Origin of the sequence: Paenibacillus nanchangensis, from assembly GCF_046543445.1 — a bacterium.
In the GTDB taxonomy this organism is placed as follows: Bacteria; Bacillota; Bacilli; order Paenibacillales; family Paenibacillaceae; genus Paenibacillus_AQ; species Paenibacillus_AQ nanchangensis.
This window is the reverse complement of sequence record NZ_JBHOFD010000044.1, coordinates 1-20,217: the sequence shown is the minus strand read 5'-3', so window position 1 is coordinate 20,217 and position 20,217 is coordinate 1. Positions and strand designations below refer to the sequence as shown.

The window sequence follows — 20,217 nt, the reverse complement described above, 5'->3', positions numbered from 1 at the left end:
ATCCTGCACTAAAGGCATCGCCATCCAGCCGGACAGGAGAAAACAGGTCTTTTGTACTGTGCCTGGGGTTATGATAAAATTTGAAGAAATGAATGGAGCATTTGTCAGGAGGTAGCCGATGAGCTTTCGCGTATCCGCCGTGCAGTACCATCTGCACACCATTTCGTCCTTTGAGGAATTCGCCGCAGAATGCGAGCATTACGTCAAGACCGCCGAGGAATTTGCGGCTGATTTCGTGCTGTTCCCTGAATTTCTGACCACCCAGTTAATGTCCATTGGGGACGGACAGGGCAACGCGCTTGGAATTGAAGATTTGCCGCAGTTCACCGACCGGTACCGGGAGATGTTTACAGGCTTTGCCCGGAAATACGGCATGCATATCATCGGAGGAACCCATGTTATCAGCCGGGGCGGCAAACTGTATAATGTGGCGCATCTGTTTTATCCGGACGGACGGGTAGCGGAGCAGGCGAAGCTGCATATCACGCCTTCCGAGGTGGAGGGGTGGAATATGGGCGCGGGCGAGGGGCTTGAGGTGTTCCCCACCGAAAAAGGCACCATCGCCATGCTCACCTGCTACGATATCGAATTTCCGGAGATTGTGCGGATGGCCCGGGCCAAAGGGGCGGACGTTATTTTTTGTCCATCCTGCACGGACGACCGGCATGGCTTTCACCGGGTGCGGTATACAAGCCACGCGCGGGCAATCGAAAATCAAATTTATGTGGTGCTCACGGGAACGGTCGGATCACTGCCTACAGTGGATTTGATGCGCGCCAATTTCGGTCAGGCCGCAATTATTACGCCTAACGATATTCCGTTTCCGCCAAAAGGGCTGCTAGCCGAAGGCGAAATTAACGGCGATATGATCGTTACCGCCGATCTCGATCTGGAGCTGCTGTACCGGGTGCGGGAACGGGGATCCGTGACGACATGGCGCGACCGGCGGACCGATCTCTATACGGATTGGACCTGAACAACGACACGCGGCACGGGATGGAGGGCCTTTAAGAAGATGTATTACAAGACGCTGTACGCTTTTGATGACAAAAAACCGGTTCCCGTGATTATACGCAATTACCGGGAGCAGGATTTCGCCGAGATGATCCGCATCCAGGCGGAGGCGTTCCCGCCTCCTTATCCGTCCGAGCTGTGGTGGAATGAAGAGCAGCTCCGGAGCCATATCGCCTTGTTCCCCGAAGGAGCGCTGTGCGCGGAGATTAACGGAGAGCTGGCCGGATCGGTCACCGGACTGAAAATTCGCTATAATGCGCAGGAAGCAGCGCACTCCTGGGCGGAGGTAACGGACAACGGGTATTTGAGGACACACCGCCCCGATGGGGACACGCTTTATATCGCGGATATCTGTGTGCGCCCTAAGCACCGGAAGCTTGGACTGGGCAAGGAGCTGATCCAGTCGCTGTATCATGTCGTGGTGGAGCAGCGGCTGCAGCGGCTGCTTGGTGCGGGGAGAATGCCGGGTTACCATCTTCATGCCGGCGAAATGACGGCGGACCAATATTTGGCGGCCGTAGTGGAAGGCAGGCTGTCCGACCCGGTGATTTCGTTTCTTCTGCGCTGCGGCCGCACGCCGGTTGGCGTGGCGGCGGATTACCTGGAGGATGAAGAGTCGAAGAACTACGCTGCTTTAATGGAGTGGCGCAATCCTTTTTTTGAAGCGGAGGAGAATTAAAGATGGAATACGCACGAATTACAAGCATCGGGGACCCGCTGTTCGCCAAGCTACACCGGTTGATGCAGGAGGTTTTCCCGCCGGAGGAAGTGCTGGAGTATTCGCTCTGGAAAGAGCCGCTGGAGGATCCAGGCATCCGTGTGTTTGCGGCAGTTCACGAAGGAGAAGTGGTGGGGGCGACGGAATACCGGTATTATGCCGACTGGAATGTGGCCATGACCGACTTTACGATTATCGGCCGCGAAGGGCTTGGCATTGGACGTTTCCTGGCGGTGAACCGGCTGGAGGACCTGCGGAAGCTTGCTGCGGAAGGCGGTAAAGAGCTGAGGGGGATGTTCGCCGAAATTTACGATCCTTACCGGGTGGAGCACCATGAGTTTGGGGGCGTGAAGCCGATGGACCCGTTTGTCCGCAGGGAAGTGCTGTCGCATCTCGGCTATAAGCGGCTTGATTTTCCGTATGTGCATCCCTCCTGGGGGAATGACGGGGAAGCAGTAGAAGGGCTGGACCTGTGCTTTATGCCGTCCGACTACGAACGAACCGAGCTGGAAGCGGGATTGATCGCCGATTTTCTGACACGGTATTACACGGTTCTTCCCAACAAGCCTGTGGCGTGGATGGACATGGTGCAGGAGCTTAGAGGGCGGCCGGCGGTTCCTCTTCTTCCTTTATAATGAAGGAAACAAGGAATATTATAAATTGAATTGGCCCGCCGAACTGGATATAGTAGTACAATGGAACAATAAACGCGTCAGAACCGGCGGCAAAGGGAGGAAGGGGAGCGAAATGTCACAGCATGGCGAAAACGGCCCGGCAGCCCGCGGCGGTACAGCGGGATACGGCGTCGCCGTTACCCTTTCCAGTCTGCATGAAGGCGAAAGAACGGTGCTTCAGGTGCCAGGTCAGGCCATAACGAGAGGTTCGCAGCTGTATATCCGTTATGAAGAGCCGGGACAGGGACCGGAGCAGGGGGCGCCTTCCATCCGCACAACGGTCAAAATCGCGGCGGAGGAAATCAAGATCATCCGCCATGGCGGCGTGGAATCGGAGCAGAGCTTCCGCTCCGGGAAGCGGCTGCCGGGATTTTACCGTTCACCGTTCACACAGTTTAATTTGTCGACCGACACCCGTGAGCTGGACATCACGCGCAGCGGGCGGTCCGTAATCGTGTCGTGGACTTACGACCTTTACGTATACGACGAGTTATCGGGGCGGTTCGCGCTCAGTTTGCATATACAGGAGGAACCGAAATCATGACACAGATTCAAAATCCGCTCGAGCAGGTCAAAGAACGGGTCAAAGAAGCGATCGCCGACGCGGTAGTGGCCGCGGGTCTGGTTGCCCGCGAAGAACTGCCGAATTTTACGCTGGAGACGCCAAAAGACAAGGCGCACGGCGACCTGGCCACCAACGCGGCGATGCAGCTGACCAAGCTGGCCAAGCGGAATCCGCGCCAAATCGCTGAAGCGATTCTGGAGCATCTCGACCGGAGCCGGGCTTCGATTGAAAAAGCGGAGATCGCCGGCCCCGGCTTTCTTAACTTTACGCTCTCCAAGAGCTATCTCTACCCGGTGATTACGCTGGCCGCGCAGCTTGGCGGCGATTACGGCCGGATGAACGCCGGAGCCGGCCGCAAAGTGGAAGTCGAGTTCGTCAGCGCGAACCCGACAGGCAGCCTGCACTTGGGACATGCCCGCGGCGCGGCTGTAGGCGATGCGCTGTGCAATGTCCTGGATTTTGCCGGTTACCAAGTAACGCGGGAGTATTACATTAACGATGCGGGCAATCAGGTAAACAACCTGGCGATGTCGATCGAGGCCCGTTATCTGCAGGAGCTGGGCCAGCCGGCGGAAATGCCGGAGGACGGCTATTTCGGCGAAGACATTAAAGGATTCGCCAAAGAGCTGGTGCAGGAGAAGGGCGAAGAGCTGCTGTCGCTGACGCCGGGCGAACGCGCCGCTTTTTTCCGGACGTACGGGCTGGAAAAAGAGCTGGCCAAAATCAAACGCGATCTGGGACGTTTCCGCGTTCCGTTCGACATCTGGTACAGCGAAACGTCGCTGTACGAAAACGGACAAGTGCTGCGTGCGCTGGATGAGCTGCGGGACCGCGGCGAGGTGTATGAACAGGATGGCGCAACCTGGCTGAACACGACCAAATACGGCGACGACAAGGACCGCGTGCTGATCAAAAACGACGGCACCTACACCTACCTGACGCCGGATATCGCCTACCATAATGATAAGTACGAGCGCGGCTACGATAAGATGATCAACATTTGGGGCGCCGATCACCACGGCTACATCCCCCGGATGAAAGCGGCGATGTCGGCTTTGGGCAACGATCCGGACAAGCTGGTTGTGCTGATCGCCCAAATGGTCAGCCTGTTCCAGGACGGGGAAAAGGTCAAGATGTCCAAACGTACGGGCAAGGCCGTAACGATGGAGGATCTGATGGACGAAGTTGGCGTCGATGCGATCCGCTATTTCTTTACTATGCGGAGCATGGATTCCCATCTGGACTTTGACATGGACCTGGCGATTTCGACATCCAATGAAAACCCGGTGTATTACGTTCAGTATGCGCATGCCCGGATCTGCAGCATTTTCCGCCAGGCGGAAGAGCAGGGGATTACGCTGCCGGATTTGTCGGAAGTGGACTTCAGCAAGCTGAACAACGAGCGGGAATACGATCTGCTCCGCAAAATCGGCGAGCTGCCGGCCGAAGTGGGCCTTGCAGCGGAGAACTACGCGCCGCACCGGCTGATCCGGTACGTATACGATTTGTCTTCCATGTTCCACAGCTACTACAAAGCGGAACGCGTCATCACGGAAGACGCTGCACAGACGGTCGCCCGGCTGGCGCTGCTCGGCGCGGCCAGAACGGCGATCGCCAACGTGCTGCGTCTGGTCGGCGTAACGGCGCCGGACCGGATGTAAGCTCTGCCCGCCGCGCTTATGCATAGCGGCGCGAAGAAACCGCCTGCGGGATTTCCCGCAAGGCGGTTTTTGGCGTGCGCTTGCGCGGGTGGAGCGCGGCGGGCGCGGCGGCATAAGCGCGGCAAGGAGCCGGCGTGTTGGCGGCCCGGAAGGTAGCCGCAGCTGTGCTGGCGCGGGTCAGGCGTGAAGCTGTGCCCGGCTGCTGGGGGCGGGCGAAGAGCCAGTGCGCGGGCGGCGCGGCAGCTAGGCGCGGGGGCTGCGAGCGGGCACGGAAGCGCCGCACAGAGGTGCCGGCGCATGCTCGGACGCGGAGCCGGAGCGTTAGCTGGGCGCTGACTGAGCGGGGGCTGAGCACTGGCTGAGCGCTGACTGAGCGCTGACTTGAGCGGTGGCTAGGCGCGCGTCAGCACAGTGGCCGGGCGCGGGCGCGCTGACGCAAGGCGTCGGCCACGCGCCAACTCTCTCGCGCCCAACCTGCGCCGCGTCCGCCAGGCCGTGCCGCCGCCCTGGCCCGCCGACCAAGCGCTAGCCCGCCGTCTTGGCGCTGGCCGGCGCAGCGGCTTTGGCGCCCGCGGGAGCCGCGGGCTTCCGCCGCGCCCGCAGGCCCGCCCGCAGCAGCCGCAGCGCGTCCGCCGTGCCGCCGCCAAGCGCCGCGCGCTTCTGGCCCTTGCGCAGCTTCAGCGGGGCGCCGGTCCGGCGCAGCAGCGCCTTGAGCTCGCGCGGCTTGATCCCCGGCCTAAGCGCCAGCAGTAGGGCGGCCGCCCCGGTGACGTGCGACGTCGCCATGGAGGTGCCGCTCATTTCTTTGTACCCCTCCCGCAGCCAGCAGGAGGGGATACTCTCCCCCGGCGCGTAGATGTCGATATATGCGCCGCGGTTGCTGAACGCGGCGATTCTGCGCTTTTTGTCAAAAGCGCCGACGGCGATGGTTTCGGGATAGCGGGCCGGGTAGTCGCCGCCGCGTTTGCCGTCGTTGCCCGAAGAGGCGATGATTGCTATGCCGGCATCGTAAGCTTTCATAACAATGTTGTGCAGCGCTTTGCTGCCGGTCTTCATGCCGAAGCTCATATTGATCAGGTCGACCCGGTTCAGGACGCACCAGTCGATACCGAGCACAATATCGGAAACATACGCTGACCCGCTGTGATCGAACGCCTTAACGGGGCACAGCAGCGCTCTTGGAGCGACGCCCATTATGCCCCGGTTCCCGCCGGCGGCGGCAAGCGTACCGGAAATATGCGTGCCGTGGCCGTTGTCGTCCAGCGGGAGCATCCCCCGGTGCAGCAGATTGATCCCGGGTCCAATCGCGTGTTTTAAGTCGGGATGCCGGTAATCAATGCCCGTGTCTATAACCCCGATTTTGACCTGAACACCGGTTGAACGGGTCCAAGACTGGGGTGCGCGGACCGCCTTAACGCCCCAAGGGATGGAGGCGGGAGCCTGGCCCGGCGGCGCCGCGTGAATCTGAACCCGGTGATCCTCTTCGATCCGTATGGTATGGCCGTAGGCATCTTCCAGTTTTGCAGCCGCCGCAGAGGGCACAAAAAAAGCCCGGATCAAACGCGAGCTCCGAATTCGCCGCAGCGCCGGTTCCTTCGCCTTCAGCGACTTCCAATACGAAAACGCGCCGGCGTACTGCCGCGGATCGGGGAAGGTCACGATTCTCCGGTCCCCCAGCCGGGACGCCGCCGGGATTTCCTGAAGCAGCGTCTGCCAAAATGCATAGTAATCCATTGCGTTCGCCGTCCCCTCTTGTTGCAGGTGCTGGGTTATAATATGAGGCGGACGCATAGCGGGAATGGGAACTTGCCCTTTTTTGCCAAAATGGGCCGGAATTCGTGTCAAACGGGCGCGGTTCACATAGAATAACAGGGAAGAGATGTTCCGGTCTCTTTGCAACATCCCGTAAGGAGCCGATCCTTGGCGCGGATACAGTCGGGTGCGGAGGGACTCCCTCCGCCTTTTTCGCATGGGATAAAAAAAGCGGGACCGGCATTTTCCGGGCAGGCGGGCACAGGACAAGCCCTATCCGAATGGACTTGCATTTTGCTGCCAAATAGGTTTTACTTAGGTTTGATATGGATATATTGAAATGTATTGCGAAGAACGTGAACATTGCGTGAGAGGAAGTGTCCGAGTGAGTACACCGCTGAATCTGAAGCTCGATCCGGAGAAGATTAGAGAAATGCCGATGGTCGATCTGGCTTTTCTGGTGCTCAAAGCGGCCAATACGCCGTATTATTACCGGGATCTGATGGCCGAGGTGGCCAAGGTCCGCGGATTGACCGACGAAGAGATCAACGAATCCATCGCCCAGTTATATACCGAAATTAATATTGACGGACGGTTCGCCTGCGTAGGCACCAACCTGTGGGGCCTGAAACGCTGGTATCCGCTCGAGCGCTCCGACGATCCGGTCGGCAACGCCAAACGTCCGCGCATCATCAATGATGACGACGACGATCTGGAAGACGATGACTTCACGGATGAGGAGGATACCTACTCCGGCGACGAAGAAGACTTTGATACCATCGATGAGGATCGTGACGACCTGTATTCCGACGACGACAGCGGCGAAGACGTGGACGACGAAGATGTGGCCATGGATGAAGAGCTGGATGGCGAAGAGCTCGAAGACGACGAAGAGGGCGAAGACGAGCTGGACGAAGAAGAATCCGGAAGCGACGAGGAAGACGACTACTAAGCCGCGGACCGGGCAATTCTCTGCTTGACAGCGAACAACCCACAGAGTAAACTATTGCATGGGCTTCTGATGAAAATGCATAAATAGATTTCCAATATAAAAAGTGCCCCCGGTTCTGCGGGTGTCACTTTTTTTGTTTTTATAGGCCGCGGACCGGGGCATTTTCCCTTTGATTTGGCAGGGTATCGGCGTTAAAAGACGCCGGGTGGAAAGCGGATTGGATTCTCCCCGTTTTAACGGTGGAAAAGCGGGTAACGATAAACATCATACGCCGCCTGAATTTCCGGACTTTATATAGGAGGGTTTTACAGTGACAAAGTACATTTTCGTAACGGGTGGCGTTGTGTCCTCCCTGGGCAAAGGGATCACCGCCGCCTCGCTGGGCAGGCTGCTTAAGAACAGAGGCTTGAAAGTGACGATTCAAAAATTCGACCCGTACATCAACGTAGACCCGGGAACGATGAGTCCTTACCAGCACGGGGAAGTGTTTGTAACCGACGACGGCGCTGAGACGGACCTCGATCTTGGACACTACGAGCGGTTCATCGACATCAACCTGTCCAAGAACAGCAACGTCACGACAGGCAAAATTTATTCGTCGGTCATCAGCAAAGAACGGCGCGGCGAATATCTGGGCGGAACGGTCCAGGTTATCCCGCATATTACCAATGAGATCAAAGAACGCGTATTCCGCGCCGGCCGGGAGACCGGCTCCGATGTCGTCATTACCGAAATCGGCGGCACCGTAGGCGATATCGAAAGCTTGCCGTTCCTTGAAGCGATCCGTCAGATCAAAAGCGATATCGGCCGGGAAAACGTAATGTATATTCACGTAACGCTGATTCCTTACATCAAGGCTGCCGGTGAAGTCAAAACCAAACCGACCCAGCACAGCGTGAAGGAGCTGCGCAGCATCGGGATCCAGCCAAACGTGATCGTCTGCCGGACGGAGCATGAGCTGTCCTCCGACATGAAAGCCAAAATCGCTTTGTTCTGCGACATTGACGCGAATGCGGTTGTAGAATGCCGCGACGCCTCTACTCTGTACGAGGTTCCGCTGAACCTGCGTGACGAAGGGCTGGACGAAATCGTCGTCAACCATCTGAAGTTGACCACACCGAAGCCGGATATGCGTGAGTGGGAAAGCCTGCTGGAGCGGATTAACAAGCTGGAGCGCAAAGTGGAAATCGCCATCGTGGGCAAGTACGTCGCTCTTCACGACGCTTACCTCAGCGTGGTGGAATCCCTGTCGCATGCGGGCTTTGACGCCAATGCCGACGTCAGCATCCGCTGGGTAAACGCTGAAGAGGTGACGGATGAGAATGTGGACGAGCTGCTGGGGGGCATCGGCGGTATTCTGGTGCCCGGCGGCTTCGGCGACCGCGGCATCGAAGGCAAAATCACGGCGATCCGCTATGCGCGGGAAAAGGGTGTGCCGTTCTTCGGTATCTGCCTTGGTATGCAGGTTTCAGTGATCGAGTATGGACGCTCCATGGCCGGTCTGGCCGGCGCGAACAGCTCCGAAATCGATCCTTCGACTCCGCATCCGGTGATCGACCTGCTGCCTGAGCAAAAGGATATTGAGGATCTGGGCGGTACCATGCGTCTTGGCCTGTATCCTTGCAAGCTGCTGCCGGGTTCGCTGGCTATGTCCTGCTATGATGACGAGCTTGTATACGAGCGCCACCGCCACCGGTATGAATTCAACAATGTATACCGCGATCAGATCGAAAAAGCCGGACTGGTGATCTCGGGCACCTCCCCTGACGGTCGCCTTGTTGAAATCGTAGAACTGCCGGGCCATCCGTGGTTCCTGTCGGTACAGTTCCATCCGGAGTTTACCTCCCGTCCGAACCGTCCGCAGCCGCTCTTCCGCGAGTTCGTTAAGGCTTCCCTGGTTCACCAGGAGAACCGCTGATCGCTGGCCTGCCGGTGCCGAAACCGTGCGCAAAAAAGTCTCCGTTAATGGAGGCTTTTTTTGTGCGCAGCAAAAGTTTTAGGGGCCGCTTGCAATCCAGAGTCAAATATACCGGTAATTCGTGCATTTTTGCCAATTAGCAGGAATTTACTTGTGTGGCACGAATTTATATCTTTGATCATGTTGTTGGAGACTGTTGCCGCCCTTTAAGCAGCACAGCCAATCCACCGCAACTATCGGGAGGGTGTCGAATGGATAAGAAAAAGGTGTTGATTGTCGATGATCAGAACGGAATCCGGATACTGTTGATGGAAGTGTTCAACAGTGAGGGCTATGCCACGTTCCAGGCGGCGAACGGCAAAATCGCTCTCGACATCGTCCGCAGCGAATCGCCGGATTTGGTGCTGCTGGACATGAAAATTCCAGGAATGGACGGACTGGAGATTTTAAAGCATTTAAAGGAGATCGACCCTGATATAAAGGTCATTATGATGACAGCCTACGGGGAACTGGATATGATCAAGGAGGCGACCAAGCTGGGTGCGCTGATGCACTTTACGAAGCCGTTCGACATCGACGAGATGCGCGTGGCCGTCAATACACACCTGCGGGACCATTCAGCTGATCAGAACAACTGATGTCGTTGGCGCCTTCCATGAATTCTCTTTGTTAGTGTCAGAATAAATGGGGTATTACATAACGGAGGGGTATGCCCGAAACGGCATCCCTGTCCGGATGCGAGGGCGGCCTGACCGTCCGGAAGCGGCATTTTTGCAAGGGTTGGATGAATTCCGTCCCACCGGGACGTTTTTTTGTCCGGCCCTATTTAGTATTTGAGACAGGTTGTGCTATAATAGGCCTGTATGTGATGTCGGTTCATAAAAACAGAGCGACAAACCATCTTTAGGAGGATGAATCATGCCATTAGTATCGATGACAGAGATGTTGAACAAAGCCCTTGAAGGCAAATACGCGGTAGGTCAATACAACATCAACAACCTGGAATGGACACAAGCGATTCTGGGCGCGGCCCAAGAAGAGCAGTCCCCGGTAATTCTGGGTGTATCCGAAGGCGCAGCCCGTCATATGGGCGGATTTTACACAGTTGTGAAAATGGTCGAAGGCCTGATCCACGACATGAAAATCACCGTTCCGGTTGCAATCCATCTGGACCATGGCTCCAGCTTCGAGAAATGTAAAGAAGCTCTTGATGCCGGCTTCACTTCCGTTATGATCGACGGTTCTCACCATCCGATCGACGAGAACATTGAAATGACGAAGAAAGTTGTAGAATATGCCCATGCCAAAGGCGCTTCCGTAGAAGCGGAAGTCGGCACGGTAGGCGGACAGGAAGACGACGTGGTAGGCGGCATCATGTATGCGAAACTTGAAGAGTGCGTACGCATCGTTCAAGAGACCGGCATCGACACCCTGGCTCCTGCGCTCGGCTCCGTACACGGACCTTACCAAGGCGAACCGAACCTCGGATTCAAGGAAATGGAAGAGATCCGCGACGCGGTTAAGCTTCCGCTGGTTCTGCATGGCGGTACTGGCATTCCTGAGCATGATATCAAAAAAGCCATTTCTCTGGGCACCTCCAAAATCAACGTAAACACCGAAAACCAAATGGCATTCGCCAAGGTTGTTCGCGAAGTACTGGCAGCTAAACCAAACGCCTATGACCCGCGTACATTTATCCAACCGGCCCGCGAAGCCATCAAACAAACCGTAATCGGCAAAATCCGCGAATTCGGTTCCAACAACAAAGCTTAAGATTCCTGTTTGTGCTGGCCGTTAACAGGCCGGCTGATGCAGGATGTCATTTATGCCGGAACGAACCCGGGTTCGTTCCGGTTCATCGTTTATTATGGAAAGCACGCTGCAATGCAGGTGTCTTTCCATTTTCATTACGGACCGTTCTGACGGACCGGACTAATCAGCTGCAAAATACGTAGGGGGAACCTGATAATCGATGGAAAAGTTAATGATTGGGGGCGGCCGCGCCTTACAGGGCGTTGTCACGATCAGCGGAGCCAAGAATAGCGCCATTGCGCTTATTCCCGCGGCGATTCTGGCCGAATCCGAAGTTGTACTGGATAACCTGCCGGCCCTTAGCGACGTTGCCGTCTATTCCGAAATTCTGGAGGAGCTTGGCGGGCACGTAACCTGGTCAGGCAGCCAGATGCGGATCGATCCCTCCCGTATCGTATCCATACCGATGCCCAACGGGCCGGTCAAGAAACTGCGGGCGTCCTATTATATGATGGGGGCGCTGCTTGGAAGATTCAAAGAAGCGACCATCGGCCTTCCGGGCGGATGCAACTTCGAACCCCGTCCGATCGACCAGCACATCAAAGGTTTTGAAGCGCTGGGTGCAACAGTAACCAACGAACACGGATCCATTCATTTGTATGCCAAAGAACTGCGCGGCGCCAAGATTTATTTGGATGTATGCAGCGTAGGGGCGACTATTAATATTATGCTGGCGGCCTCCCGGGCCAAAGGATCAACAATTATCGAAAACGCGGCTAAAGAGCCTGAGATTATAGATGTTGCCACACTGCTTAACTCCATGGGCGCTGTCATTAAGGGCGCAGGAACCGAGACCATCCGGATTGAAGGCGTATCCGAAATGCATGGCTGCCGCCATTCGATTATTCCCGACCGGATTCAAGCTGGAACTTACATGATTGCCGCGGCGGCGACGCGCGGGAATATGCTTATTGATAATGTCATTCCGAAGCATCTGGAGGCGTTAACCGCCAAATTGCTGGAAATGGGCGTGCAAATCGAGGAGTTGGATGAAAGCATTCGCGTTATCGGCAAGGACCGGTATGAGCCGGCTGACGTCAAGGCGCTGATTTATCCCGGCTTTGCCACCGATCTTCAGTCGCCCATGACAAGTTTGCTTACTCAAGCGGAGGGCGTCAGCGTCCTGAGTGATTTTGTATACAGCAACCGGTTCAAGCATGTTCCGGAGCTGGTGCGTATGGGCGCCAAAATCCGCGTAGAAGGGCGCTCTGCCATCATTGAGGGGAGCAAACTGAATGCGGCCAAAGTTAAGGCAGCCGACTTAAGAGCCGGCGCAGCCCTTGTCATCGCGGGTCTTACCGTCGAAGGCGGGGTGACGGAAGTCACCGGTGTCGAGTATATTGACCGGGGATACGATAATCTGGAAGAGAACCTCCGGCGCCTGGGCGCGGAGGTATGGCGCGAGCACGAGTAACTTCTCCGTAGTACTTAAGCTTAACGAATTCCCCTGCCGTGCGGCCGGATGTAAGTGATGCCGGCCGCACGGCCCATGTTCGGACATTCCTGTAATCCCTCTGATAATAGTTTTTTGCCAAACACTGCATATCTCCTTCCATTTTGGGTAATGCTATCCTAATGAGGATTTGATAGACTTATAGTTTGTCGCGCCTGTATGCGCAGTTGTACTTATATAAAATTGAATAGGTGGTTATTACATGGATCTTCAAATTTCCGATCTGGAAGAAATGAAGCTGACCGACTTGTATAAACTGGCGAAGAAATATCAGATTCCTTACTACGGCCAGATGAAGAAGCGGGAGCTGATCTTCGCCATTCTCCGTGCACAGGCGGAGCAGAGCGGGCTGATGTTTATGGAAGGCGTACTGGAAATCCTGCCGGAAGGCTACGGATTCTTGAGGCCAATCAACTATCTCCCGAGTGCCGAGGACATTTATATCTCCGCCTCCCAAATCCGCAAATTTGATCTTAGAACGGGCGACCTGGTTTCCGGTAAATGCAGAACGCCCAAAGAAAACGAACGGTATTTCGGGTTGCTGCAGGTTAACGCCGTAAACGGCGAGAATCCGGCCACAGCCGCAGAACGATTGCATTTTCCGGCGCTTACGCCTCTTTATCCGCAAGATAAGCTGACGCTCGAAACGTCCCCTACCCATTTGTCGACCCGTATCATGGATCTGCTTGCTCCTGTAGGCCTGGGACAGCGCGGTTTGATCGTTGCTCCTCCCAAGGCAGGGAAAACACTCCTTCTAAAAGAGATTGCCAACAGTATTTCGGCCAATAATCCCGAGATTGAGCTGTTTGTTCTGCTGATTGACGAACGTCCCGAGGAAGTAACGGACATGCAGCGCTCCGTAAAAGGGGAAGTAGTGGCGTCGACTTTCGACGAGCTTCCCGAAAATCATATCAAGGTAGCCGAGCTGGTGCTCCAGCGCGCCCTGCGGCTGGTTGAGCACAAAAAGGATGTTGTAATTTTGCTGGACAGTATTACCCGTCTGGCCAGAGCCTACAATCTTGTGGTGCCGCCGTCCGGCAGAACGCTGAGCGGGGGGATCGACCCGGCTGCATTCCACCGGCCGAAACGGTTTTTTGGCTCCGCCCGAAATGTTGAAGAAGGCGGAAGTCTGACAATTCTGGCAACCGCGCTGATCGATACCGGCTCGCGTATGGATGATATTATTTATGAAGAATTTAAAGGAACCGGTAATATGGAGCTGCATCTGGACCGGAAGCTGGCGGAACGCCGTATTTTCCCGGCCATCGACATCCGCCGATCCGGAACACGCCGCGAAGAAGTGCTGCTGACCAAGGAAGAGCTGGATACGATCTGGTCCATCCGCAAAAATATGAACGAATCCTACGACTTTGTCGAAGGTTTCTTGAAGAAGCTGCGCAACAGCAAAACGAATGCGGAGTTCCTGGCGGCTTTTGACGTTGAAGGAAGCAAGGATCACCCTGGCGGTACGGCAAGTTCAGGCGGAACCTCGAACAGCGGAGCCGCTGCCCGCCGGACAACGCGCGGCAAAGCGTCCGTGCCGACTACCTGATACGGATTCAACCCTGTTGCACTAAAGTTTTACACCATTCACCATGGCGGAACAAGCCGCATTCGCTCTTTTTGAAGATGCGAACGGTGTGGAAGCCTGAACTGACACTTGATTGCAAGCTTGAATTGCAAGCTTGAATTGCAAGCCAACAAGTTTGAAGAACAAGAGGAGAACAACATGTTTTTGGTATATGCCGACGGGCAAGGAAACGTATATGACCATCCCGAGCTGTACGGGCTTGCCCGCAGCGGGGATATGATCGTGGAGATTATGGAAGACGAACTCATTCCGCTGCCCGAAGGGGCGACGCTGGTTGGTCTGCCATGCACAAGAGCGGTGGGCATTGATCCGGACAGCGGCGAAATGCAGGCTTTGCCGGAGGGATCCCAGGCGGTAGGCGCGCTTCTTCCGCAGGGGTACACGCGGCTCGGTCTGCCTGGCTATGTAAAGACGGACAAAGAATACAAGCTGCCTTTATTCGGTTATACGGCCGTAGTGTGGAAGGACGGCGGGTTTTATGTCGCTGCCGATCCGACAGACGATCCCGAGAAATGGGATCCTGTCGGCTGCGACCGTGAGCAGGTTAAGGCGGGCGTCGGCATGCTGACAGAGAAATACCCGGACAACCGGTTGTACCAGCATTTGTCTCATTGTGCGCTCGGCTACGAGTGCTTGACTTCCTCCAACACATTCCTGCAGCGGTGGGAGGGAGGCCTGCCGGTTTCTTATTCCTGCAATGCGGGGTGTTTTGGTTGTATCTCGGAGCAGCCGGATGACAGCGGGTTCGTCTCGCCCCAGACGCGCATGAACTTCCGTCCGCGTGTGGATGAGCTGGTGCAGGTTATGCTGGAGCATCTGAAGACGCCGGAGTCCATTATCAGCTTTGGGCAGGGCTGTGAAGGCGAACCCTCCACTCAGGCGAAGCTCATCATCGAATCGATTCGGGAAGTCCGTTCAATTACCGATATGGGATATATCAATATCAACACAAATGCCGGGTTGTCCGACCATATCCGGGGGATTGTCGACGCGGGGCTGGATTTGATGCGGGTCAGCACAATCAGTGCCTTGGATGATCACTACAATGCCTACTACAAACCTAGAGGCTATACATTGGCGAATGTGGAAAAGTCTCTGAAGTATGCGGTATCCCAAGGCGTATACACGTCCATTAACTATCTGATTTTCCCTGGCGTAACAGACCGCGAGGAGGAAATCGAAGCGATGATCGAGTTTGCCAGACGGACCGGTCTTCGGCTGATCCAGATGCGCAATCTGAATATTGATCCGGAGAGCTACCTGGGGCTTATTCCCCCTGCGCGCGGAGAAATTTTGGGAATGAAGCAAATGCTGGAGATTTTCCGCGCTGAGCTGCCTGATGTGGTCATTGGTTCTTATACGCATGTTCCGCCGGCGGGAATGTCCCGTCCGAAGCGGCCGGTCAGCCCATCCGGCGTACGGCCTTGATGAACAAAAATGGATATTGCCCATTTTAGGTTAGAGTGATATAATACGTTTATGTGTCTATACAACTCTGATACCGCATGAGTATCAGGGCAAAAGAGGTGAAAAGTAATGCAAGAAGCAATTCAGCCGAAATACCATGTAACCATGGTAACCTGCGCATGCGGCAACACGTTCGAGTCCGGATCGGTGAAACAAGATCTGCGCGTCGAAATCTGCTCCAACTGCCACCCGTTCTTCACAGGCAAGCAGAAGTTCCTGGATGCAGGCGGTCGTGTCGACCGTTTCAAGAAGAAATACGGAATGTAATCGGAAGCGCGCCCTTAAGGGCCGTCCGCCGATCAACCCCCGGTTCATATCGAACCGGGTTTTTTCTTTTTTTAGCGGCTTTCGCCGCGGCCGCGGAATATCATTCCTTGATTTCCAACAGGATACGCGGCCGATTTGACCCTGTCCGGTTGATTTTCGGCGTGGGGTAGGATATACTTAAGTTCGCCGTGCTAGACGGGGAGGTAGCGGTGCCCTGTAACTCGCAATCCGCTATAGCGGGGTTGAATTCCTGTTAGAGGTGCTGCCGATGTGAGGCTGGTCCCTGCACGCTGTGTTGACGGTTGGGTCCTCCGCAATGAGTGCTTGTGAACCTGGTCAGGTCCGGAAGGAAGCAGCCATAAGCAAGTTTGCTCTTGTGCCGGAGGATAGCCTAGCCCGAGCAGCTGTGCAGGATTGCCGCTTGGATCGCAGCCATCAATAACAGGTGCACGGTTTATAAATTTGGATAGGTAAGCATCTTTGCGATATTGGCGAAGATGCTTTTTTGTTTTTGGTCATGAGCGGGGGAATATAGTATAATGGATAAGCGACAAATGCCGGTAAGGCGGCAGTTGAAAGAGGGTAATGCCTAATGGATCATATTGCGCTGTACCGTGCTTGGCGGCCGCAGTCGTTCGGAGACATGGTAGGACAGCAGCACATTATCCAGACGCTGCAGAACGCCATTCGCGAACAGCGGGTATCGCATGCCTACCTGTTCAGCGGACCGCGGGGAACCGGCAAGACCACCGCCGCGAAGGTACTGGCCAAAGCGGTGAACTGCGAGCGGCCGAATGGGCCTGAACCATGCAATGAGTGCGCTTCCTGTCAGCGGATTTCTTCGGGAGCCGTTATGGATGTGCAGGAGATTGACGCGGCTTCTAACCGCGGGGTTGAGGAAATACGCGATTTGCGGGAGAAAGTGAAATATGCGCCCACCGAAGTCCGCCGCAAAGTGTATATCATAGATGAAGTGCACATGCTGACAACGGAAGCCTTCAACGCGCTCCTTAAGACGCTTGAGGAACCGCCGCAGCATGTGATGTTTATCCTCGCAACTACGGAACCGCATAAGCTGCCGGCCACCATTATCTCGCGCTGCCAACGGTTCGATTTCCGCCGTGTGGCGCTTGAAGAACAGACCGGCCGGTTGGCGGAGATCTGCAGAGGTGAAGGCATAGAAGCTGATGATGATGCGCTGCAGTATATTGCCCGGCTCTCCGATGGAGGAATGCGGGATGCACTCAGCATATTGGATCAGATCTCGTCATTTACAGACGGAAGGGTAACCTACCAGCAGGTGCTGGGGATGACCGGCGGAATACCGGCTGAACAGTTCGCCCGGCTCGCTTCCGCAATACAGCAGGGCGACATGGCGGGACTGCTGGATCTTGTAGAACAGATGATGCAGGAAGGGAAAAGCGCCGACAAGTGCCTGGAGAACCTGCTTTATTACTTCCGGGATCTGCTTATGATCAAGATGATTCCGGATTCCCAGAGAATGACCGACCGCGTTCTGAACCCGGAGCCTTTCCGGGAGATGGCCGCATCTTTCAGCCGGGAACGGCTGTTTGGTATTATCGATACGCTGAACCGTTATCTCGGGGAGATGAAGTATGCGACCCATCCGCAGACACTGTTTGAAGTAGCGCTTATGAAGCTGTGCGCCGAGCCGGATGGATCGGCAGCGGTTCCGGCGGCACGAGCATCCGCGGAAAGCGGACCAGCAGCGGGACAGGCGGAGCTTGAAGCGTTGAAGCGCCAGGTTGCCGCTCTGGAGAAGAAGCTTGAGCAGGCGGTGCAAGCCGGCGTTTCGGGCGGAGGGCGTGAGCGTAATGCCACAGCGAAACCAGCTGCCCCGGCGCCGCGGATATCCTCGGCAGCCAAGATTCCTCCTAACATGGACCGGTTTATCGCAGCCAAAGACAGCTCTGAGTTCACGGAGGTTTACAAGCAGTGGAGTCTTGTGCTCCAGGCTGTCAAGGAAGAGAAAGTCACGGTGCATGCCTGGTTTGTGGATGGGGAGCCAGTCTCGGTGATGGAAGACGCCGTGCTGGTTGCTTTTAAGAACACCATTCACCGGGATACGACAGAGAAACCGGCCAATAAGCAGGTGATCGAGCATGTACTCGCTTCCCGTCTTGGCAAGCCTTATCGGCTGGTAACGATGATGATGCGTGACTGGAATGAGGCGGTAGCCGGCGGCGGTCAGCAGAACAAGGAAGAGCTGAAGCTGGAGCATGAGCATGAAACCCCGGGCGACCGATCCGAACCTTGGATCGATGAAGCGATTCAATTGTTTGGAGAAGATCTGGTGGTCATTAAGGAATAGCGCTTTTGAGCGGCCGCGGCTGCTCGTCACTAGAACCTTTTTAAGGAGAGATCGCAAATGAACAATATGAACCAAATGATGAAGCAAGTGAAAAAAATGCAGGAACAAATGCTGAAAGCCCAGGAAGAGCTAGGCAGCAAGACGGTGGAAGGCACTTCTGGCGGCGGCGTGGTTACAGTGGAAGCCAATGGACACAAAAAAATCCTCTCCATTCAAATTAAACCGGAAGCAGTGGATCCGGATGATGTGGAAATGCTGCAGGATCTGATCCTGACCGCTGTGAATGATGCGCTGACCAAAGCGGAAGAACTGGCGAACAACGATATGGGCAAATTCACAGGAGGAATGAAAATTCCGGGCCTGTTCTAATTTTATTTAAGCCAAAGGAGAACCTGAAGATTGTATTATCCCGAACCGATCGCCAAACTGATCGATGCGTTTACTCATCTGCCGGGAGTCGGTCCCAAGACTGCGGCCCGGCTTGCGTTCCATGTGCTCAATATGCAGGAGGATGAAGTGATTGATTTTGCCAAAGCACTTGTAAGCGTGAAGCGGAATCTTCACTATTGTTCCGTGTGCTGCAATATTACAGACACTGACCCCTGCAGGATTTGTCAGGATAAGACGCGCGATGCCTCTGTCATCTGTGTGGTGCAGGATTCCAAAGACCTGGTGGCCATGGAACGGACAAAGGAATTCGACGGATACTACCATGTGCTGCAAGGGGCGATTTCTCCTATGGAAGGGGTCGGCCCTGACGATATCCGGCTAAAGGAGCTGCTGACACGTCTTAGTGATGAACGGGTGAAAGAACTGATTATGGCCACCAACCCGAATATTGAGGGAGAAGCGACCGCGATGTATATCTCTCGTTTGGTGCGCCCTTTTGACATTAAGGTGACAAGAATTGCCCACGGGCTTCCGGTAGGCGGAGATCTGGAGTATGCGGATGAAGTGACACTCTCCAAGGCGCTGGAGGGAAGACGCGAGCTGTTATGAAGAAGTCGAAGTAAACATTGGAGAAGGGCCTGGAGATCCAGGCTCTTTTTTTTGTGCAATAGTCCGTAAGGAGGCGGTACCGGGCGGTCCTGGACACTTGGAGAAAAAGGCGGGATGAGCCGTGGTTCTAAGTTTGTCCGAATTCCGATATGTATGAAAAAGCAGCGGTTTGCGGAATAGGCAGATCGCTCACATATGAACTTTCGGGAGGCGGGCATATGGAGTGGTGGAAGCGCACGAAAAAAAACGGGCATCAGCAAATCGGAGCGGAGGAAGAGCACTGGAGTGTGTATCTGGATGTCCGGAGTGCGCATTCGGAGTGGGAGCGGGCGTATTTGATGTTTGATGAGGCAGTTGGCCAGGACCAAATTGATTATGCCATCTACATTCTTGAGGCGGCCGAACGAAAGTATCAAATCCATTTAAAGCGTGCCAAGATGCTGGGATTGGACCGCAGTCAAATGGAGTGAGCGAATCATAAAATACGAAATGGAGAAAACGGAGGGACGAAAATGAGAGTAGCTGCATTGGGGGTACTTGTGATTTCTGCAGCTCTGCTTGTTGCCATTGTGTTCAGAAAAAAATTGGGGTGGGGGTGGCTGTCCCTCCTTGGGACGCATCTTATATTGGCTGCCGTGGCGCTTTATTTGATTAATTTCTCGGGTTTTCTGGAGGGGATGTATATTCCGATTAACCCGGCGACCATTGGAACGGTAACCCTTTTGGGTCTCCCGGGTGTACTTCTGCTGCTAGGCCTAAAATTTACATTAATCGGGTAGTTGACGCGAGTTGAATGGATGTGATACATTAATACTCGGCCCTTTGAGCTGGAGTCAAGGATTACCGGAAAGAACCTGTAGTTCAGAAGGTAATGAGATAAAATAATTTTTTTAAAAACCCTTGACTTTAGACAAGAAGCTATGATATATTATAAAGGTCGCTGCTGAAACAAAGCAATGACGAAATAAGTGCTTGATCTTTGAAAACTGAACAACGAGTGAGTGGGAATCACTTCGGTGATTTCACAAATGAGAATTTATTC

Annotated in this window: 19 protein-coding genes and 1 other RNA gene; 19 read left to right on the top strand and 1 reads right to left on the bottom strand. The window is 55.0% G+C overall.

Going from position 1 to position 20,217, the window contains the following annotated elements:
- Nucleotides 1-118: 118 nt before the first annotated feature.
- The 5 genes from ACE6ED_RS26040 to argS all read left to right on the top strand — a co-directional run bounded on the left by ACE6ED_RS26040 (nucleotide 119) and on the right by argS (nucleotide 4,632).
- Nucleotides 119-976, top strand: coding sequence for a carbon-nitrogen hydrolase family protein (locus tag ACE6ED_RS26040; protein WP_410830367.1), 858 nt, complete (start codon nucleotides 119-121; stop codon nucleotides 974-976).
- 39 nt (nucleotides 977-1,015) lie between these two features.
- Entirely contained in the window at nucleotides 1,016-1,693 is a 678-nt protein-coding gene (locus tag ACE6ED_RS26035; protein WP_410830366.1) for a GNAT family N-acetyltransferase, read from the top strand.
- A gap of 2 nt (nucleotides 1,694-1,695) precedes the next feature.
- Entirely contained in the window at nucleotides 1,696-2,367 is a 672-nt protein-coding gene (locus ACE6ED_RS26030; protein WP_410830365.1) for a GNAT family N-acetyltransferase, read from the top strand.
- Nucleotides 2,368-2,479: 112 nt separating this feature from the next.
- Complete coding sequence (locus ACE6ED_RS26025) at nucleotides 2,480-2,950, top strand: YwiB family protein (RefSeq protein WP_410830364.1); 471 nt, start codon at nucleotides 2,480-2,482, stop codon at nucleotides 2,948-2,950.
- Nucleotides 2,947-4,632 (top strand): arginine--tRNA ligase, encoded by a 1,686-nt coding sequence (argS, locus tag ACE6ED_RS26020; protein ID WP_410830363.1) that lies wholly within the window; start codon nucleotides 2,947-2,949, stop codon nucleotides 4,630-4,632. Before ACE6ED_RS26025 ends, argS begins: the two co-directional genes overlap by 4 nt.
- A gap of 525 nt (nucleotides 4,633-5,157) precedes the next feature.
- Here the strand turns inward: argS and ACE6ED_RS26015 are convergent.
- Nucleotides 5,158-6,366 (bottom strand): S8 family peptidase, encoded by a 1,209-nt coding sequence (locus ACE6ED_RS26015; protein ID WP_410830362.1) that lies wholly within the window; start codon nucleotides 6,364-6,366, stop codon nucleotides 5,158-5,160.
- Nucleotides 6,367-6,769: 403 nt separating this feature from the next.
- Between ACE6ED_RS26015 and rpoE the strand changes: the two genes are divergently transcribed.
- The 14 genes from rpoE (at nucleotide 6,770) to ACE6ED_RS25945 (ending at nucleotide 19,954) form a co-directional block, all read left to right on the top strand.
- Nucleotides 6,770-7,336, top strand: a complete 567-nt coding sequence (gene rpoE / locus ACE6ED_RS26010) for a DNA-directed RNA polymerase subunit delta (protein WP_410830361.1) — start codon at nucleotides 6,770-6,772, stop codon at nucleotides 7,334-7,336.
- 310 nt (nucleotides 7,337-7,646) lie between these two features.
- Nucleotides 7,647-9,254 carry a CTP synthase gene (locus tag ACE6ED_RS26005; RefSeq protein WP_410830360.1) on the top strand — a complete coding sequence of 536 codons (1,608 nt, stop codon included), beginning with the start codon at nucleotides 7,647-7,649 and terminating at the stop codon, nucleotides 9,252-9,254.
- A gap of 251 nt (nucleotides 9,255-9,505) precedes the next feature.
- Complete coding sequence (locus ACE6ED_RS26000) at nucleotides 9,506-9,892, top strand: response regulator (protein ID WP_410830359.1); 387 nt, start codon at nucleotides 9,506-9,508, stop codon at nucleotides 9,890-9,892.
- A 280-nt stretch (nucleotides 9,893-10,172) separates the two neighbouring features.
- A complete protein-coding gene (fba, locus tag ACE6ED_RS25995) occupies nucleotides 10,173-11,027 on the top strand; it encodes a class II fructose-1,6-bisphosphate aldolase (RefSeq protein WP_410830358.1) in 855 nt (284 codons plus the stop codon).
- A 199-nt stretch (nucleotides 11,028-11,226) separates the two neighbouring features.
- Nucleotides 11,227-12,480 (top strand): UDP-N-acetylglucosamine 1-carboxyvinyltransferase, encoded by a 1,254-nt coding sequence (locus ACE6ED_RS25990; protein WP_410830357.1) that lies wholly within the window; start codon nucleotides 11,227-11,229, stop codon nucleotides 12,478-12,480.
- Between the two features lie 241 nt (nucleotides 12,481-12,721).
- The gene (rho, locus tag ACE6ED_RS25985) at nucleotides 12,722-14,071 is read left to right on the top strand and encodes a transcription termination factor Rho (RefSeq protein ID WP_410830356.1); all 1,350 of its coding nucleotides are present in this window, start codon (nucleotides 12,722-12,724) and stop codon (nucleotides 14,069-14,071) included.
- A 177-nt stretch (nucleotides 14,072-14,248) separates the two neighbouring features.
- Nucleotides 14,249-15,538, top strand: a complete 1,290-nt coding sequence (locus ACE6ED_RS25980; protein ID WP_410830355.1) for a radical SAM protein — start codon at nucleotides 14,249-14,251, stop codon at nucleotides 15,536-15,538.
- Between the two features lie 108 nt (nucleotides 15,539-15,646).
- Complete coding sequence (gene rpmE, locus ACE6ED_RS25975; protein ID WP_410830354.1) at nucleotides 15,647-15,844, top strand: 50S ribosomal protein L31; 198 nt, start codon at nucleotides 15,647-15,649, stop codon at nucleotides 15,842-15,844.
- Nucleotides 15,845-16,030: 186 nt separating this feature from the next.
- An RNA gene (gene ffs, locus ACE6ED_RS25970) (signal recognition particle sRNA large type) lies at nucleotides 16,031-16,297 on the top strand.
- Nucleotides 16,298-16,436: 139 nt separating this feature from the next.
- Nucleotides 16,437-18,176: a DNA polymerase III subunit gamma/tau gene (gene dnaX, locus ACE6ED_RS25965; protein WP_410830353.1), complete on the top strand. Its 1,740-nt coding sequence runs from the start codon at nucleotides 16,437-16,439 to the stop codon at nucleotides 18,174-18,176.
- Nucleotides 18,177-18,233: 57 nt separating this feature from the next.
- On the top strand, nucleotides 18,234-18,545 hold the full coding sequence (locus ACE6ED_RS25960; RefSeq protein ID WP_410830352.1) for a YbaB/EbfC family nucleoid-associated protein: 312 nt from the start codon (nucleotides 18,234-18,236) through the stop codon (nucleotides 18,543-18,545).
- A 30-nt stretch (nucleotides 18,546-18,575) separates the two neighbouring features.
- Complete coding sequence (recR, locus tag ACE6ED_RS25955) at nucleotides 18,576-19,175, top strand: recombination mediator RecR (RefSeq protein ID WP_410830351.1); 600 nt, start codon at nucleotides 18,576-18,578, stop codon at nucleotides 19,173-19,175.
- 218 nt (nucleotides 19,176-19,393) lie between these two features.
- Entirely contained in the window at nucleotides 19,394-19,645 is a 252-nt protein-coding gene (locus ACE6ED_RS25950; RefSeq protein WP_410830350.1) for a hypothetical protein, read from the top strand.
- A 42-nt stretch (nucleotides 19,646-19,687) separates the two neighbouring features.
- Nucleotides 19,688-19,954, top strand: coding sequence for a pro-sigmaK processing inhibitor BofA family protein (locus ACE6ED_RS25945; protein ID WP_410830349.1), 267 nt, complete (start codon nucleotides 19,688-19,690; stop codon nucleotides 19,952-19,954).
- The last annotated feature ends 263 nt before the right edge of the window (nucleotides 19,955-20,217 follow it).

Coding starts and splice junctions, on each gene's coding strand:
- ACE6ED_RS26040 (WP_410830367.1), top strand. CDS start 119: ATGAGCTTTCGCGTATCCGCCGTGCAGTACCATCTGCACACCATTTCG.
- ACE6ED_RS26035 (WP_410830366.1), top strand. CDS start 1,016: ATGTATTACAAGACGCTGTACGCTTTTGATGACAAAAAACCGGTTCCC.
- ACE6ED_RS26030 (WP_410830365.1), top strand. CDS start 1,696: ATGGAATACGCACGAATTACAAGCATCGGGGACCCGCTGTTCGCCAAG.
- ACE6ED_RS26025 (WP_410830364.1), top strand. CDS start 2,480: ATGTCACAGCATGGCGAAAACGGCCCGGCAGCCCGCGGCGGTACAGCG.
- argS (WP_410830363.1), top strand. CDS start 2,947: ATGACACAGATTCAAAATCCGCTCGAGCAGGTCAAAGAACGGGTCAAA.
- ACE6ED_RS26015 (WP_410830362.1), bottom strand. CDS start 6,366: ATGGATTACTATGCATTTTGGCAGACGCTGCTTCAGGAAATCCCGGCG.
- ACE6ED_RS26000 (WP_410830359.1), top strand. CDS start 9,506: ATGGATAAGAAAAAGGTGTTGATTGTCGATGATCAGAACGGAATCCGG.
- fba (WP_410830358.1), top strand. CDS start 10,173: ATGCCATTAGTATCGATGACAGAGATGTTGAACAAAGCCCTTGAAGGC.
- ACE6ED_RS25990 (WP_410830357.1), top strand. CDS start 11,227: ATGGAAAAGTTAATGATTGGGGGCGGCCGCGCCTTACAGGGCGTTGTC.
- rho (WP_410830356.1), top strand. CDS start 12,722: ATGGATCTTCAAATTTCCGATCTGGAAGAAATGAAGCTGACCGACTTG.
- ACE6ED_RS25980 (WP_410830355.1), top strand. CDS start 14,249: ATGTTTTTGGTATATGCCGACGGGCAAGGAAACGTATATGACCATCCC.
- rpmE (WP_410830354.1), top strand. CDS start 15,647: ATGCAAGAAGCAATTCAGCCGAAATACCATGTAACCATGGTAACCTGC.
- dnaX (WP_410830353.1), top strand. CDS start 16,437: ATGGATCATATTGCGCTGTACCGTGCTTGGCGGCCGCAGTCGTTCGGA.
- ACE6ED_RS25960 (WP_410830352.1), top strand. CDS start 18,234: ATGAACAATATGAACCAAATGATGAAGCAAGTGAAAAAAATGCAGGAA.
- ACE6ED_RS25950 (WP_410830350.1), top strand. CDS start 19,394: ATGGAGTGGTGGAAGCGCACGAAAAAAAACGGGCATCAGCAAATCGGA.
- ACE6ED_RS25945 (WP_410830349.1), top strand. CDS start 19,688: ATGAGAGTAGCTGCATTGGGGGTACTTGTGATTTCTGCAGCTCTGCTT.